Origin of the sequence: Niallia laureatilytica, from assembly GCF_046613985.1 — a bacterium.
Taxonomy (GTDB): domain Bacteria; phylum Bacillota; class Bacilli; order Bacillales; family Cytobacillaceae; genus Niallia.
On the sequence record NZ_JBKKHP010000002.1, the window covers coordinates 381892 to 397233 of the forward strand.

At 39.7% G+C, this 15342-nt stretch carries 10 protein-coding genes; 9 read left to right on the plus strand and 1 reads right to left on the minus strand.

Translation table 11 applies throughout. The features are described from left to right. Window positions 1-12 precede the first annotated feature (12 nt). From ACLIJJ_RS07065 to ACLIJJ_RS07085, 5 genes are all read left to right on the plus strand, one after another. Complete coding sequence (locus ACLIJJ_RS07065; protein WP_282581424.1) at window positions 13-795, plus strand: transporter substrate-binding domain-containing protein; 783 nt, start codon at window positions 13-15, stop codon at window positions 793-795. A gap of 314 nt (window positions 796-1109) precedes the next feature. Beyond that, the gene (locus ACLIJJ_RS07070) at window positions 1110-2024 is read left to right on the plus strand and encodes a proline dehydrogenase family protein (protein WP_233317121.1); all 915 of its coding nucleotides are present in this window, start codon (window positions 1110-1112) and stop codon (window positions 2022-2024) included. Window positions 2025-2078: 54 nt separating this feature from the next. After that, the gene (pruA, locus tag ACLIJJ_RS07075; protein WP_411410705.1) at window positions 2079-3647 is read left to right on the plus strand and encodes an L-glutamate gamma-semialdehyde dehydrogenase; all 1569 of its coding nucleotides are present in this window, start codon (window positions 2079-2081) and stop codon (window positions 3645-3647) included. Between the two features lie 193 nt (window positions 3648-3840). Further along, complete coding sequence (gene putP / locus ACLIJJ_RS07080) at window positions 3841-5304, plus strand: sodium/proline symporter PutP (RefSeq protein ID WP_237941053.1); 1464 nt, start codon at window positions 3841-3843, stop codon at window positions 5302-5304. Window positions 5305-5448: 144 nt separating this feature from the next. Beyond that, complete coding sequence (locus ACLIJJ_RS07085; RefSeq protein WP_237941055.1) at window positions 5449-7116, plus strand: sigma-54 interaction domain-containing protein; 1668 nt, start codon at window positions 5449-5451, stop codon at window positions 7114-7116. Window positions 7117-7169: 53 nt separating this feature from the next. Here ACLIJJ_RS07085 and ACLIJJ_RS07090 read toward each other — a convergent pair whose 3' ends face one another. Continuing rightward, window positions 7170-8009, minus strand: a complete 840-nt coding sequence (locus ACLIJJ_RS07090; RefSeq protein ID WP_237941056.1) for a TetR/AcrR family transcriptional regulator — start codon at window positions 8007-8009, stop codon at window positions 7170-7172. A gap of 101 nt (window positions 8010-8110) precedes the next feature. On the opposite strand from ACLIJJ_RS07090, the gene ACLIJJ_RS07095 reads away from it, so the two are divergent. The 4 genes from ACLIJJ_RS07095 (at window position 8111) to ACLIJJ_RS07110 (ending at window position 15328) form a co-directional block, all read left to right on the plus strand. Next, window positions 8111-11200, plus strand: coding sequence for an efflux RND transporter permease subunit (locus ACLIJJ_RS07095; protein ID WP_411410706.1), 3090 nt, complete (start codon window positions 8111-8113; stop codon window positions 11198-11200). 940 nt (window positions 11201-12140) lie between these two features. After that, entirely contained in the window at window positions 12141-13469 is a 1329-nt protein-coding gene (locus ACLIJJ_RS07100; RefSeq protein WP_233317115.1) for an ABC transporter substrate-binding protein, read from the plus strand. A gap of 59 nt (window positions 13470-13528) precedes the next feature. After that, complete coding sequence (locus ACLIJJ_RS07105) at window positions 13529-14476, plus strand: carbohydrate ABC transporter permease (protein WP_233317114.1); 948 nt, start codon at window positions 13529-13531, stop codon at window positions 14474-14476. Window positions 14477-14491: 15 nt separating this feature from the next. Further along, window positions 14492-15328 carry a carbohydrate ABC transporter permease gene (locus tag ACLIJJ_RS07110; RefSeq protein ID WP_127735451.1) on the plus strand — a complete coding sequence of 279 codons (837 nt, stop codon included), beginning with the start codon at window positions 14492-14494 and terminating at the stop codon, window positions 15326-15328. Window positions 15329-15342 lie beyond the last annotated feature (14 nt).

A 15342-nucleotide genomic window follows, 5' to 3' on the forward strand; every position in this document is an offset into this window, starting at 1 on the left:
GAGGGGTTCTTTTTGAAGAGGAGATTTGTGGGGATGGTTATGCTGGTTGTTTGTATGCTTGGTTTAGCTGCATGCGGGAAGAGTGCGGCTGGTGGAGAGGAAGGTAGTAAGCAATTGGTGATGGGAACTTCAGCTGATTATGCTCCGTTTGAGTATATTGATACGGCAACGAGTGAGGAGATTATTGGGTTTGATGTGGATCTTGCGAAAGCGCTTGGTGAGAAGCTTGGCTATGAAATAGTCATTCAGGACATGGATTTCAGTGGTTTGATTACATCACTGCAATCAGGTAAGGTTGATTTTGTTATGGCTGGTATGGAAGCGACTCCTGAGCGCAGCAAGAATGTGGATTTTACTAATCCTTATTTTCGAAGTGATATTTCTATGGTAGTAGCCAGTGATGGAGCTGTTCAGACTTTTGAAGACATTAAAGGGAAAGTAGTGGGAGTACAAGTTGGTTCCATACAAGCGGAAAAGGCAAAAGAACTGCAAAAAGAAGTTGATTTCACTGTGGAGACAAGGGATAGAGTGCCTGACTTAGTGGAAGAGATTAAAAGCGGCCGTTTTGAAGGAGTTTTAATGGAAGATGTTGTTTCCAAAGGATATATAAAAAACAATGATAATCTGAAAGTTATCTCTGTCCCGAATAATGAAACTGGCGGCGCTTCTATTGCCTTTCCAAAGGACAGTGAGCTGACAGAGAAATTTAATACAGAATTGGCAGAGATGAAAGAAAATGGTGAAATGGATCAACTCGTTTCTAAATGGTTTGGCGGCGTTAAATCAGTAGATTAACAAGTAGCAATATATTATAGAAGAAACTAGGGGAAAAGAGGATGCAGATTAGTCTGCATTCTCTTTATTTTTATAGGCGAGAATGGAGGAATTTAGTAAAACATATATTCATTGTAAAAAATAAAAAAATGTGTTAGATTTTCTTACTTTTTTATACAATTCTGAATAATTATATTATATAATCAACTTAAATAAACAACATTGTCCAAACAAACGAAGTAATTGAACACTTTTGTTCAAAAAAGATGAATTTTCCACATTCAATATGAATAAAATGGAGCAAGAGGCTTGAGTACAAGGAGGATTGACGTAAAATGGAAGCGCTTATGCGGAATATGTTTCAGTCATTAGCAAAAAATCAGCCAGCCAACAGACTTGCGAAAAAATATGGGCTTCGTTTAGGTGCAGCAAGGTTTGTTGCAGGAGAATCAATCGGAATGGCAATTGATGCGGTAAAAAGATTAAACAAACAAGGTAAGGTCGTAACTCTCGACCATTTAGGTGAATTTATCTCAACAGAGGCAGAGGCAGTAGAATCTGCTGCGATGTGTATTCAAACGTTGGACGCCATTGCTGAAGCGAAGGCAGAATCAAATCTTTCTCTGAAGATGACTTCCCTCGGATTAGATATCAGCAGGGAGTTATGTATGAAAAATATGCGTAACATTCTCGACCGGGCGAAGTCGTACGGAAATTTCGTGAGAATTGATATGGAGGATTATGGTCATTGTCAGGAATCAATCGACATATACAAGGAGCTTCGTCAGGAATATGACAATGTCGGAATTGTTCTTCAGGCCTATCTATACAGGACAGAAGGAGATATTGCTGATCTGCATGATCTGTCTGCTAATCTTCGGCTAGTGAAGGGAGCGTATAAAGAGTCACCGAATGTCGCTTTTCCGGAGAAAAAGGATGTTGATAACAACTTCAAAAAAATTATTGAACAGCATTTGCTTAACGGCAACTATGCAGCTGTAGCGACACATGATGAGGCGATGGTCGAGTATACGAAATCCATTGTAAAACAGCATGGTATTCCAAATGACCAATTCGAGTTTCAAATGCTGTACGGCATTTGTGAAGAGCTGCAAGACAGACTTGTGAAGGAAGGCTACAAGGTTCGGATTTATGTTCCTTACGGTATCGATTGGTTCGGTTATTTTATGAGGAGGCTTGCAGAAAGGCCGGCTAATGTTTGGTTTATCGTCAAGAATTTCTTTAAGTAAGCTTAAAGTTTAATAGTTTTATCCAAAATATACAAAAAAGGAGACTGAATTATTATGACGACAACTGCACCTTACACAACTTTCAAAAACGAGGCATTAACTGATTTTACAGCAGAGGAAAATAAAACGGCAATGTATGCAGCAATAGCTAGGGTCAAAGAGGGGCTTGGGAAGAAGTATCCAATTGTGATCGGCTCGGAAAAACTTTTTGTTGAGGAAGAAACAGTCTCAGTGAATCCAGGAAATGTGGACGAAGTAGTTGGCACTGTAAGCAAGGGATCTACTAAGCTGGCAGAAAAAGCTATGCAAACAGCATTAACAGCATTTGAAATGTGGAAAAAGGTAGCTCCGGCTGAACGTGCAGCCTACTTGTTCAAGGCTGCTGCATTGATGAGAGAGCGTAAGCATGAATTTTCCGCCTACCTTGTTTTGGAGTCAGGGAAAAACTGGGTAGAAGCAGATGCTGATACGGCAGAAGCTATTGATTTTCTGGAGTTTTATGGAAGAGAAATGATTCGTTTGAGCGAGACGAGTATTCATCAGCCGCTTACGCAGATTGCTGGTGAAGAAAATAAGATTACGTATATTCCGCTAGGTGTCGGCATTGTTATTTCACCGTTTAATTTTCCATTGGCAATTATGGCTGGAACGACTGTTGCTGCTATCGTCTCAGGCAACACGGTTATTTTGAAGCCGGCTGATGCTACACCGGTTATTGCTGCTAAGTTTGTCGAGTTGATGGAAGAGGTAGGCTTGCCTTCTGGAGTATTAAATTATTTGCCTGGTGATGGTATTGAAGTTGGTGAGTATTTAGTTGAACATCCGAAAACACGTTTTATCTCGTTTACAGGTTCAAGAGCAGTTGGCTGCAGAATTTATGAAAAAGCTTCAAAAGTTCAAGATGGTCAGCTTTGGTTAAAACGTGTGATTGCTGAAATGGGTGGAAAAGATGGTGTGGTTGTTGATGAAACAGCTGATTTAGATGCTGCTGCAGCGGCAATTGTTGCTTCTGCTTACGGATATCAAGGCCAAAAATGTTCTGCAGGCTCCCGTGCAGTTATCGTAGAGTCTGTCTATGACGAAGTGGTCAGCAAGGTAGTACAATTGACAAAAAATCTTTCAATCGGCTTGCCGGCAGAGAATCATCCGGTAGGACCTGTTATCGATCAAAAATCATTTGACAAAATAATGGGCTATATTGAAATTGGCAAACAGGAAGGAAAATTGCTTGCTGGAGGAAAGAGAGCGGATGGAAACGGGTTCTATGTGGAACCGACAATCTTTTCAGATGTTGATCCACAGGCACGTATCATGCAGGAGGAGATATTTGGACCTGTGCTTGCGATTGCAAAAGCTTCCGATTGGCAGGAAGCGATTGACATTTATAACAATACGGAATACGGACTGACAGGTGCATTTCATTCGCAAGATGACAGCAGAATAGATTATGCCCTTGAAAATATGCATTGTGGAAATCTTTATATAAATAAAAAATGTACAGGTGCACTTGTAGGTGCCCATCCATTCGGCGGATTCAATATGTCTGGGACTGATTCAAAAGCTGGCGGCTATGATTATTTGCTATTATTTACGCAAGCGAAGTTGACATCTAGAAAAAAATAATATAAAAATAATAGACTAGGAGATGTACTTTTTCATTGTGCATCTCCTGTTTAAGCGAAAAACATATAAAAATACATATTCGCTTAAATATTTATTGATTTTTGCTTATAAAAGAATGAATATTCGAAAATTTGGCAAAGGATCAAAATGGGGATAAAAGGACTTCTTAGATTAGAGAATGGAGGATGGGGACTTGAATACACAAATTTTAATTTCGATTGCTATTTATATGGCTGGAATGCTTGTTATTGGCTACTTCGCCTATAAACGTACATCCAATCTAGAAGATTATATGATTGGCGGAAGGTCGCTTGGTCCTGCTGTTACAGCATTGAGTGCAGGAGCAGCTGACATGAGCGGCTGGCTGCTTATGGGGCTTCCGGGAGCAATGTACACCCAAGGGATAAGTGCCTCATGGATTGCAATCGGCTTGACGATAGGAGCTTATTTAAACTGGCTATATGTAGCTCCGCGCCTTCGGGCATACACAGAAGTGGCCAATAACTCTATGACTATTCCAGCATTTTTGGAAAATAGATTTAAAGATAAGTCCAATATATTGCGTCTGACATCAGGGTTAGTCATCATTATCTTTTTTACGTTTTATGTTTCATCAGGAATGGTGTCAGGCGGGGTTTTATTTGAAACTACATTCGGCTTGCATTATCAAACAGGACTTTGGATTGTAGCTGCAGTCGTCATTGCCTACACATTGTTTGGCGGATTTTTGGCAGTAAGCTGGACAGATTTTGTGCAAGGATTGATTATGGTTGTTGCATTAATACTTGTACCAATCGTGACCATTATGGAGGTTGGAGGTCTAGGATCCGGCTTTGACACAATAAAAGAAATTGATCCAAAGCTGTTTGATATTTTCAAAGGGACGACTGTTCTGGGCATTATATCGTTGGTTGCTTGGGGACTTGGTTATTTTGGTCAGCCGCATATTATCGTACGGTTCATGGCGATTTCTTCGGTGAAAGAAATTAAAAAGGCAAGACGTATTGGAATGGGCTGGATGATCTTTTCTGTCGGCGGCGCCATGTTTACAGGTTTTTTAGGTCTTGCCTATTTCTCTCAGCAAGGATTAGAAATAAAGGATGCGGAAACAATTTTTATTAAATTGAGTGAAATACTGTTTCATCCGCTCATTACCGGCTTCCTCCTTGCTGCAATACTGGCAGCTGTTATGAGTACGATTTCTTCACAGCTGCTCGTAACAGCAAGCTCCCTGACAGAAGATGTTTACAAAACATTCTTCAGACGCAAGGCAAGTGAAAAGGAGCTGTTGTTAATCAGCAGACTTGCCGTGCTTATAGTATCTATTGTTTCTGTACTTCTTGCTTTTAATAAAAACGGGACGATTCTCTCCCTTGTAGGATATGCGTGGGCAGGCTTTGGTGCATCCTTTGGCCCGGTCATTCTGCTGAGTCTTTCCTGGAAAAGAATGAACAGATGGGGAGCCCTCGCTGGAATTGTCGGCGGAGCGGTGACAGTTATCATCTGGGCAAGCATAGACGTTCTGAAAGAGAATCTTTATGAAATAATCCCAGGGTTTATTGTCGGTCTGCTAAGCATCTGGATTGTCAGCCTGCTTACAGAAGCACCGAACGCTAAACAAGTGGAGAATTTCAACGAATATAAGCAATCTGTATAACAGTCCGTGACTAAAGAAAAAGCTGATTTTGTAAACACACAACAATCAGCTTTTTCTTTTCTATGTATTTTCTTTATATCTAGCAGTAGAAAGTTAAGCCTTTGGTATGGTAAAGTTAGTAAAAAAGCTTGAAAGGGTAATAGTATGTTCGAACATGCACAAATACAGCTTGACCGCTCTTTTGCGGTTGCAGATAAACAGACGCCGATAGCTGAGATAAAATCGAAACTTCTTGAGTATAATTTTGTCGTTGTGACAGGCGGAACATACTTTATAATCGGCAATTATGAGTACGAAATAATCGCGTTGGCTCCACCGACTGCTCCAATAGGTGAGTGGCTCAAGCGGCTTGAATGGATTCCGTCCTTCGCAGCATTTGCAGAAAGGCTCCCGTATAAAGCTGATTGGCGCCGTCCTGCACTGTGGCTGGAGGATGGGATTCCCGCTGGGATTATAACGGAAAGTACTTGGGTAAATATGCTTGAAGCAGAGCGCCGGCAAACTACTGCTTATTTTCATACATTGGCTGAAACGATCAACGATTCGGTAACTGCTGTTGATGAGGAAGGAATTGTTGTTGGCTGGAATACAACAGCAGAGGAAACCTATAAAATAAAAAAAGAGCATATTATCGGAGCAAAACTCGCTAGTCATTTTAGTGATGAATCACTTGTACTAAAGCGCATTCTAAACGAAGGCTATCCAGTGAGAGGGCAGTATCACAGACCTAATGCGGATACTCATGTGCTGATAAATGCAACACCAGTCATTTTGGATAATAAGATTATAGGCGGGATTGCCTCAGAGCATGATATTACAAAAATGATCAGGCTTAACGAAGAGCTGGACTCTGCGTCGACATTGCTTGTTCAGAAAATAAATCCGTTTTTATCCTTCGACAGCGGAAGTCCGAAGTTTCAGGAATCGCTGAAAGTAGCGCAAAAAATGGCTCATGCAGACATCCCTGTTTTAATTACCGGCGAGGCCGGCTCAGGCAAAGAAATGCTTGCCCAAGCGATTCATTACGGCGGTTCAAAGGCTACTGGTTCATTTGTTAATATCAATTGTTCCGTTATTCCGCCAGGGCTGTTAGAAATTGAGCTTTTTGGCATTGAAAAAGCATCGTTTACCGATGAAAAGCAAAATGTTATCACAGGAAAAATCGAACAGGCTGCAAATGGCACTATCTTTATTGAAAATATTGACAAGATGCCGTTGGCCCTGCAAGAAAAACTGCTCCTGTACTTAGTGGAGAATGCCTTTTACCGAGTGGGAGGGCAGGAAGTGATTTCCTCTTCCACAAGAATAATCGCCTCAGCGTCAAGGTCTGTGGAAAGTCTTCTCAAAGATGGAGAACTGAATGAGAAGTTATTTTATAAACTGTCAGTCATTCATATTTATATTCCCCCGTTAAGAACGAGACGTGAGGATATTGCAGCACTTGTTGAAAGATTTTTAGAGGAATTCAGTGTCAAATATACTAAGCCTGTTCCTGTTGTTGATGAAGAAGCAATGGCTTTGTTTGTAAACTATGAATGGCCAGGAAATGTGCGGGAACTGAGAAATATAATTGAACGAATTATCATTTTGCATGATACGAACAGAATTACGCTAGCTCACTTGCCAGATAATCTTATCGAGAACAACGAAGTGGATAATTCCTTCCTATCTTCTCATGCAAAGATGGATGAAGCGCAAGAAATAGAAGAAGCACTCAAGAAAACATATGGCAACAAAAGTGCAGCGGCAAATCTGTTAGGAATTTCCCGGGGAACGCTTTATAATAAAATAAAAGAATACGGATTAAGCTGATAAAAAACACGAAGCAAAGAAGAACAAATAGTCCTTCTTTGCTCCGTGTTTTTTTATGTCTCTAGCTGGAAGAAACGCCGCAGCAAATACGCAAGCCATTTTCCGTTATGGATATGGCGAATGTTTTCAATAAGCCCATTAATAACAGCAGGGCTCATTGTCTGGTTGTTAGCCTGCTCGATCAACAAATGAAGAGACTCCTTGGCATATTCCCCGTTACAAGCTTCAGTATTCGAGTTTAGAAGCTTAACGATTGTTTCCTTATCTAATGAAGCGTCTTGCGGTAACTCTATCAGATAAGATAATTCCTCCGTTATAAAAGGTATTGTTTCATGAATGGCAAGCAGGTTTGTTTTCTCTGCTAAAGATTTTGACAAAAGGCAGACATCTAAAGGGAGCTTTGTAAATACAAATAGTTCAGAGTAAGTTTTTAAAAAGCCTTTGATGCAATACAGCAAATCATATTTCACCTGGTCAGCAGATTTTCCGAAAACTTTTTCTATCAAGAGCAGAATTGTGCTGTTTATCAGCTTATCATAGTGATGTAATTTCTTAATAAGATCTGGGCTGACAGAAAAATTATGCTCGTTCATAAATATCTTTCCACGATCAGAATCTTTTTTAAAAGTGGAAAAAACCGAGTGATAAAAGTTATACAGGAAATTGTCATCTACAGGCGTATGTTTGACTTGGTAGTCAAGATTAGAAACTAACTGCTTCATGGCGTCGTCAATCAGTTCGAGAATCAACTCATCCTTTGATTTAAATGATAGATAGAATGCCCCTTTGGAAATCCCGCAGCTTTCTGTTATTTGCTGAACGGAGGTTGTGGCGATTCCTTGCTTGGCGAACAATTCTAATGCAGTGTCCATAATTAATTGTTTTTTAACCATACTCTATTTTAGCTCCTAGCTATAAATAATTTGACAAATGACTGGCTAGTCAGTATTATATGTAATTAGTTCGACAAAGTCAATAAAGGGTAGGTGCAAAAGTGAAAGGGATAGTTAATTTCGTACTGAAGAATAAACTGGCGGTTTGGTTATTGACCATTATTATCACAGCTTCAGGTATTTATTCTGGTACACAAATGAAAACGGAGACGATTCCGGATATTTCGATACCGTACTTAATGGTAACGGGTGTATATCCAGGAGCAACTCCTGAACAAGTAATGAATGATGTATCGATGCCGATTGAACAAGCAGTGGAAGGACTAGAGGATGTTAAGGCCGTCTATTCTAATTCCAGCTCAAGTGTGTCAAGCATACAAGTAGAATATGAGTATGGCATTGACATGGATGAGAAAAAGAGACAGCTTGAATCTGCATTAGATAATGTAACACTTCCAGAAGATGTGGATGCACCGACTGTGTCTGCAATCAGCATGAATATGATGCCGGTTGTTGCATTGTCCATAAGCAGCACAGAAGAGGATATTGTTGATTTGACATCAACAGTGGAGGATGTAATCCTTCCTGATATTGAAAAGCTTGATGGTGTTGCTTCAGCAACTATTTCCGGCCAGCATGTAGAAGAAGTTGACTTCGCCTATAATAAAGAGAAATTGGCTGAGCTGAACCTGACAGAAGATGACGTAAAACAAGTTATTCAAGCAAGCGATATGGCTACATCTTTAGGTCTTTATGAATTTGAAGAAGGTGAAGAGGCTGTATCTGTTGACGGGAAGCTTACATCAATAGATGAATTGAAAGATATGATGATTCCGGTAACACCGACTGCTGAGAACCCTTCACCATTTGTGAAGCTTAGCGATATTGCTACAATTGAGGCTGTCGGCAAGGAAGAATCAATTTCCCGTACAAATGGGGAAAACGCGATTGCTATCCAAATCGTAAAAGGCCAGCAAGCTAATACAGTTGATGTAGTAAACGCTGTTAAGGATCTTGCTGAAGATGAAAAAGATAAAATTGACGGTTTAGTCATTGACGTAACACTTGACCAAGGACAGCCAATTGAAGATTCTGTCCATACTATGATTGAAAAAGCAGTATTCGGCGGATTGATCGCAGTTCTAATCATCCTGCTGTTCTTGCGTGACATTAAATCTACCATTATATCGATTGTTTCCATTCCGGTATCCATTTTCATGGCATTTTTGCTTCTGCATTGGATGGATATCACACTGAACATTATGACGCTAGGAGCCATTACAGTAGCTATTGGTCGTGTAATTGATGACTCCATTGTTGTAGTTGAAAATATTTACAGACGTTTGCATTCTAAAGAAGAGAAGCTTACAGGGCGTGCGTTAGTGCGTGAAGCAACAATTGAGATGTTCAAGCCGATTCTTTCGTCTACATTAGTAACTGTTGCCGTGTTCGCGCCACTTATTTTCGTGGGCGGTATGGTTGGTGAACTGTTTGTGCCGTTTGCATTGACGATGACATTCGCTCTTGGTGCATCATTGATTGTTGCCGTTACAATCGTACCAGCTCTTTCACACTTCTTATTTAAAAAGAAATTATACAGTGAGAAGACAGAAAGCGGACATAAAGAAGTTGGAAAGCTCGCTTTATGGTATAAAGGATTATTAGAAAAAGCATTAAACCATAAAATCATTACGTCTGCCATTGCAGTAATACTTCTTGCAGGAAGCTTGGCACTTACGCCATTGATCGGATTCAGCTTCATGGGCAGCGAAGAAGAAAAAGTCATGTACTTGACGTATACACCAGAAGCTGGTGAAACAGAGAAGCAAACAGCAGATAACATTCAAGTTGTTGAAGATGAAATGCTGAAGCGTGATGATATTGATACAGTTCAAACATCTATTACCGACAGCAGCAATGCAGACATGACCGCTGCGATGATGGGCGGCGGCGCTGGCGGCGGACTTATGTACCTGATCTTTGATCCAGACATGAAAAACTTCTCTGAAGTAAAAGAAGATATTGAAACATATATTGCTGATATTGGCCAGACAGGAGAATGGAAGAGCCAAAACTTCACTTCTATGTCAGGGTCTACAAATGAAATCAGCTATACGTTCTATAGTGAGGATTTAACTAAGCTTAATGAGTCAGTAAAAGAAGCTGAAGATATTATGAAGGATAATGACGGTCTTAAAGATGTATCTTCAAGTGCAGAAGCAGCATATGTAGAACATACATTAAAGGTTGATCAGGAAAACCTTCTGCAGTACGGATTGACTACAGGTCAAATCGTTATGGCATTAAGCAATCAAGGTTCAGATGAAGTTCTGACAACTGTTGAGAAAGACGGAAAAGAGCTTGATGTTATTGTAAAACAAGAAGAGAAAGCTACTCCGAAATCACTTGATGAATTGTTGGATACAGAGATAGCAACAGCAACTGGAACGACAATGAAGCTTGAAGATCTTGTGGAAATTGAAGAAGGAACAACACTCAATACACTTGATCGAAGCAAGGGTGAGTATTATGCGACAGTTACTGGAACTATTACAACAGATGATATTTCTAAAGTGACAGCTGAAGTAGATGAAAAAATCAATGATATTGACTTGCCTAGCGGCGTAACGATGGGCGTAGCTGGTGTGTCTGCTGACATGACAGAAACGTTCACACAGCTTGGAGTTGCGATGATTGCTGCAATTGCGATTGTATACTTCATCCTTGTTGTTACCTTCGGTGAAGGTGCTGCACCATTCTCCATTCTATTCTCGTTGCCATTCGCAGTGATTGGCTCGTTCGTAGGATTGTTAATTGCAGGTGAAACAATCTCCGTTTCCGTAATGATGGGTATGCTCATGTTGATAGGTATAGTTGTAACAAACGCGATCGTATTAGTAGACCGAATCATCCATATGGAAAGAGAAGGTATGAACTTGCGTGATGCGATTCTGGAGGCAGGCGCAACCCGACTTCGTCCTATCCTGATGACGGCAATTGCCACAATCGGTGCATTGATTCCACTTGCAATCGGTAACGGCGGAAGCGGAATTATCTCTAAAGGCCTTGGAATTACCGTAATAGGCGGTTTAACAAGTTCGACATTGTTAACACTTCTTATCGTTCCAATCGTCTACGAAATTCTGTCTAAAATGTTTAAGAAAAACCGCAAAAAAGTCGAAGAAAATTAATCGACAGAGGGCAGCCGTGATTGGCTGCCCTTTCTTTATTTAATAGGATGAAAATAGGTGCGGAGTGGTGAGTGTCATACGGGATTTGTAGATAAGTCCGAGGGCTCACACGAGATAGGGCGGAGTATTTTGGCACTAGCTGTGTGAAGGTGAAACCATGCAGCGGAATTCAACAGTCTATTCTAAGCTAGACGCTCTTTTTTTTGCTAAAATTCGTGCTATTAAGACAAAAAGCAACAACAGAAAGGGAATCAATGGTACTTATCCTTTTCGTTATGAAAAAATAGAGTAAACAGCTAAAATAACTCTTGATTTTAATGATTTAATTAATTAAGTTGTTTCGAAAACCACAAAATTAACAAAAGTATAAATAATTAAACCTTAGTTTACGGAGTATAAAATATTAGTTAATGTTTTTGTTAATTAAGATATAAAAATATATTGTTAAATTTATATAATAGTTATTGACAGCGTTTTCAGCTTATTGTATAAATAACATGTAAGGTATTTTCTTATAAAAAGGAGGCTCTGATCAAAGTTTAATAGAGCAATTAATTTATCGATTACGTTTTTATATAGTTAATATCAAATACATAAGCAGAAAGAGAAAGGCAATATAGTGATGTGCTAAGAATGATGATTCTCAAGCATTCTCCTTAAAACAGCACAAAACATTTACTGTGCCTTATCGGTACTGTTTGAAAAGTTGCACGTTTATTGCTATATGAACAAATCGATAAAATGCGGCATAAAACTTGTTTTGGTTATAGGGAGAATACAATATATATTTTTCCTGCTGTTTTCTTATCTGTTGCACCAAATGGTTAAGAGGGAGTGGGTTGACGAAAGTGTCAGGATAATCCACTGGATCTTCTGGATTTAAATTTTTACTAAGAGTATATACATGGCAGTACAAAAAATAATTGGGGGAGTACTGATTATGAAGAAACTGAATTTAATGCTGGCTATTTTGTTGGTTGCAAGTATGTTTCTAGGTGCATGTTCAAGCAAAAGCAGCGGAAATAGTGATGAAAAAGAAATTACTTTTATGTTTAGAGGCGGCGAAGATGAAAAAGCGGCTTATACTGCAGCCATCAAAAAATTTGAAGAGCAGCATGAAGGTGTTAAAGTAAAAATCATCAATACAGATGCTGACCAATACTCTACTAAACTATCTGCAGCTGTATCTGGCGGCAATGTGCCTGATGTGTTCTATCTTGATTCAGGAAGCATTGCAAACTATGTAGATAATGGAATTATCAGAGACATTACCGAGGATGTAGAAAAAGCAGATTTCGATTTGAACAGCTTATGGCAGTTTGGAGTAGACATTTACCGCTATGATGGAGATACAGCAGGTAAAGGAGCACTTTACGGATTACCGAAGGATGTTGGACCTTTTGCTTTAGGATATAACAAAGATATGTTCGAAAAAGCAGGCATTCCAATTCCAGACAAAGATAAAGCGTATACATGGGATGAATTCCTGAAAGTCAGCCAGGAATTGACACAAGATACAGATGGTGACGGAGAAGTAGATCAATGGGCGAGCGGATTTAACGCAACATGGTCATTACAGTCATTTGCATACAGCAATGGCGCTTCTTTCCTAAATGAAGCAGGAGATAAAGTAACAGTGGATACTCCTGAATTTGCAAAATCTCTGCAATTCTTCTCAGATTTGTCAAACAAATATAATACAACGCCAAATTCATCTCAAGCAGAAACATTGGATACTTACCAAAGATGGATGAATGGCGAGCTAGCTTTCTTCCCAGTAGGTCCTTGGGATATGAGCACATACGCTAAGCTTGACTTTGAATATGACTTAATGCCATGGCCGTCAGGTGATGCTGGCAAGTCTGTTGCTTATGTTGGTTCATTAGGACTTGTAGTTTCTGAGATGACTCAATATCCGGAATTGGCTACAGAGTTAGCTATTTACTTATCAGCTGATGAAGAAGCACAGCAAACATTGCTTGATGCACAAGTTCAAATTCCAAACCTTGTCGATATGGCGGAAGAATGGGCTGCTGATACAGAGTCAGTTCCAAACAACAAACAAGAGTTCCTTGATATTGTCCAAGATTATGGTGTGCCTTATCCAACATTTGCGACATACAATTCCCAATGGTTAGATGAGTTCTGGACAAATATTACACCAGTTGTTCAAGGCAAAAAGACGGCAGAAGAATACTTGAAAGAAATTCAGCCGAAAATGCAAAAGCTTCTAGATGAAGCAAACGAACAAGCGAAAATGTCAAAATAATAGATTAATAGGCATCTGTGGCAAGTCGCAGATGCCTATTGCTAAAAGGGGTGAAAAGCATGTCTGGCATTAATCCGGTTGTCGGTACTAAAGATGTAAAGCCGACAAAACCAAAAAAGCAAAAATCCAGCGCACTATATAAGCAGGAACATCGAGTTGCCTTTTTATTCGTACTCGCTCCTGTTATAGGTTTCCTATTATTCTCTGTATATCCGTTTGCCTACTCCATATACGCTTCTTTTACCGATTGGAATGGGTTAAACCGCATGAATTTCGTCGGCTTAGATAACTTTGTTAAACTGTTCCAAGATCCGTACTTTTACCAAACGCTCTATAATACGGTCTTTTATATGATTGGTATTCCAATTGGCCTTGGTTTGGCATTGCTGTTGGCTATTGCGTTAAACAGGGGCTTGCGTGGCACTACATTTTTCAGAACGGTTTACTACATACCAGTTATATCTTCCCTTGCAGCCATTTCCATCATGTGGGCATGGGCATATAATGGGGATTTCGGTTTAGTTAACCAAGTGTTGGAGATTTTCGGAATTCAAGGGCCGAACTGGCTTGAGAATAAGTCAACAGTTAAGCCGGCCATTATTTTAATGGCAGTATGGAAAGGTCTAGGATATTCTATGCTGTTGTATTTGGCTGCTATTCAAAGTGTTTCTAAGTCATTTTATGAAGCAGCAGACTTGGATGGAGCTAACTCATTCCAGAAGTTCTTGAACATAACCTGGCCGATGGTTAAGCCAGTTACATTCTTCTTAGTTATCACAAACATTATCGGCGGTTTCCAAATCTTCACGGAAATCAATATTATGACACCGACTGGCGGCCCTGAATACAGTGCTGCATCCATCGTTTGGTATGTATGGCAAAAAGCCTTTAAGTATTATCAAATGGGTTACGGTTCTGCCATGTCATTGATCTTGTTTATCTTCATTTTCATCGTGACAGTCATTCAATTCTACTTAAATAGAAAATCAGATTATAGCTTGGACTAGGAGGTGTGTTAGTGAATGAAAAAGCAAAAGAGAATTACAGACATAATCGTTTATGTAATCCTGTCGCTTGGTTCAATCTTGATGATTGGTCCTCTGCTTTGGATGATTTCTACTTCGTTAAAGGATAAAACAGGTGTATTTGCCTTACCGCCGCAATGGATACCAGATCCGTTCCAGTTTGATGCCTACACGAAGCTGTTTCAGCTGGACACTTTAGGATATGGGATAAAAAATACCATTATTGTTTCATTGTCTGTAACAATAGTTGGAACCATTACATCAAGTATGGCTGCGTTTGCCTTTGCAAAGCTGAGAATGCCATTTAAGGATTGGATATTTCTAATTTTGTTGGCATCTATCATGATTCCATATCCAATTATCATGATTCCACAGTTCGTTATGTTCTCAAAAATCGGTTGGGTTGATACACTCCTTCCGCTTATCGTGCCAGGATTGTTCGGTAATATCACGATGATTTTCTTCCTGCGGCAATATTTGGCCAATGTGCCATACTCGCTTATTGAAGCCGCGAAGGTGGATGGAGCCGGATACTTGCAAATATTCTTTAAGCTGATATTCCCGGTCATTCGCCCTGCGGTCGCAGCACAGTTTATTCTTTGGTTTATGGGTGTTTGGAATGACTATTTGGCGCCATTAATTTATTTGAACAGCCCAGAGAAGCAGACATTACAGGTTGTTATCGCGAATTTAAAAGCAACCTATGCGATACAGACAGATTATCCGTTAATCATGGCTGGCTCCGTTGTTTCCTTGCTGCCTGTGCTGATTGTATTCCTGATATTCCAAAAGCAAATTATCGAGTCAGTTGCTTTATCTGGTGTAAAAGGATAAAGGTTAAGGAGGCT

Coding starts and splice junctions, on each gene's coding strand:
- ACLIJJ_RS07070 (WP_233317121.1), top strand. CDS start 1,110: ATGGAAGCGCTTATGCGGAATATGTTTCAGTCATTAGCAAAAAATCAG.
- pruA (WP_411410705.1), top strand. CDS start 2,079: ATGACGACAACTGCACCTTACACAACTTTCAAAAACGAGGCATTAACT.
- ACLIJJ_RS07085 (WP_237941055.1), top strand. CDS start 5,449: ATGTTCGAACATGCACAAATACAGCTTGACCGCTCTTTTGCGGTTGCA.
- ACLIJJ_RS07090 (WP_237941056.1), bottom strand. CDS start 8,009: ATGGTTAAAAAACAATTAATTATGGACACTGCATTAGAATTGTTCGCC.
- ACLIJJ_RS07100 (WP_233317115.1), top strand. CDS start 12,141: ATGAAGAAACTGAATTTAATGCTGGCTATTTTGTTGGTTGCAAGTATG.
- ACLIJJ_RS07105 (WP_233317114.1), top strand. CDS start 13,529: ATGTCTGGCATTAATCCGGTTGTCGGTACTAAAGATGTAAAGCCGACA.
- ACLIJJ_RS07110 (WP_127735451.1), top strand. CDS start 14,492: ATGAAAAAGCAAAAGAGAATTACAGACATAATCGTTTATGTAATCCTG.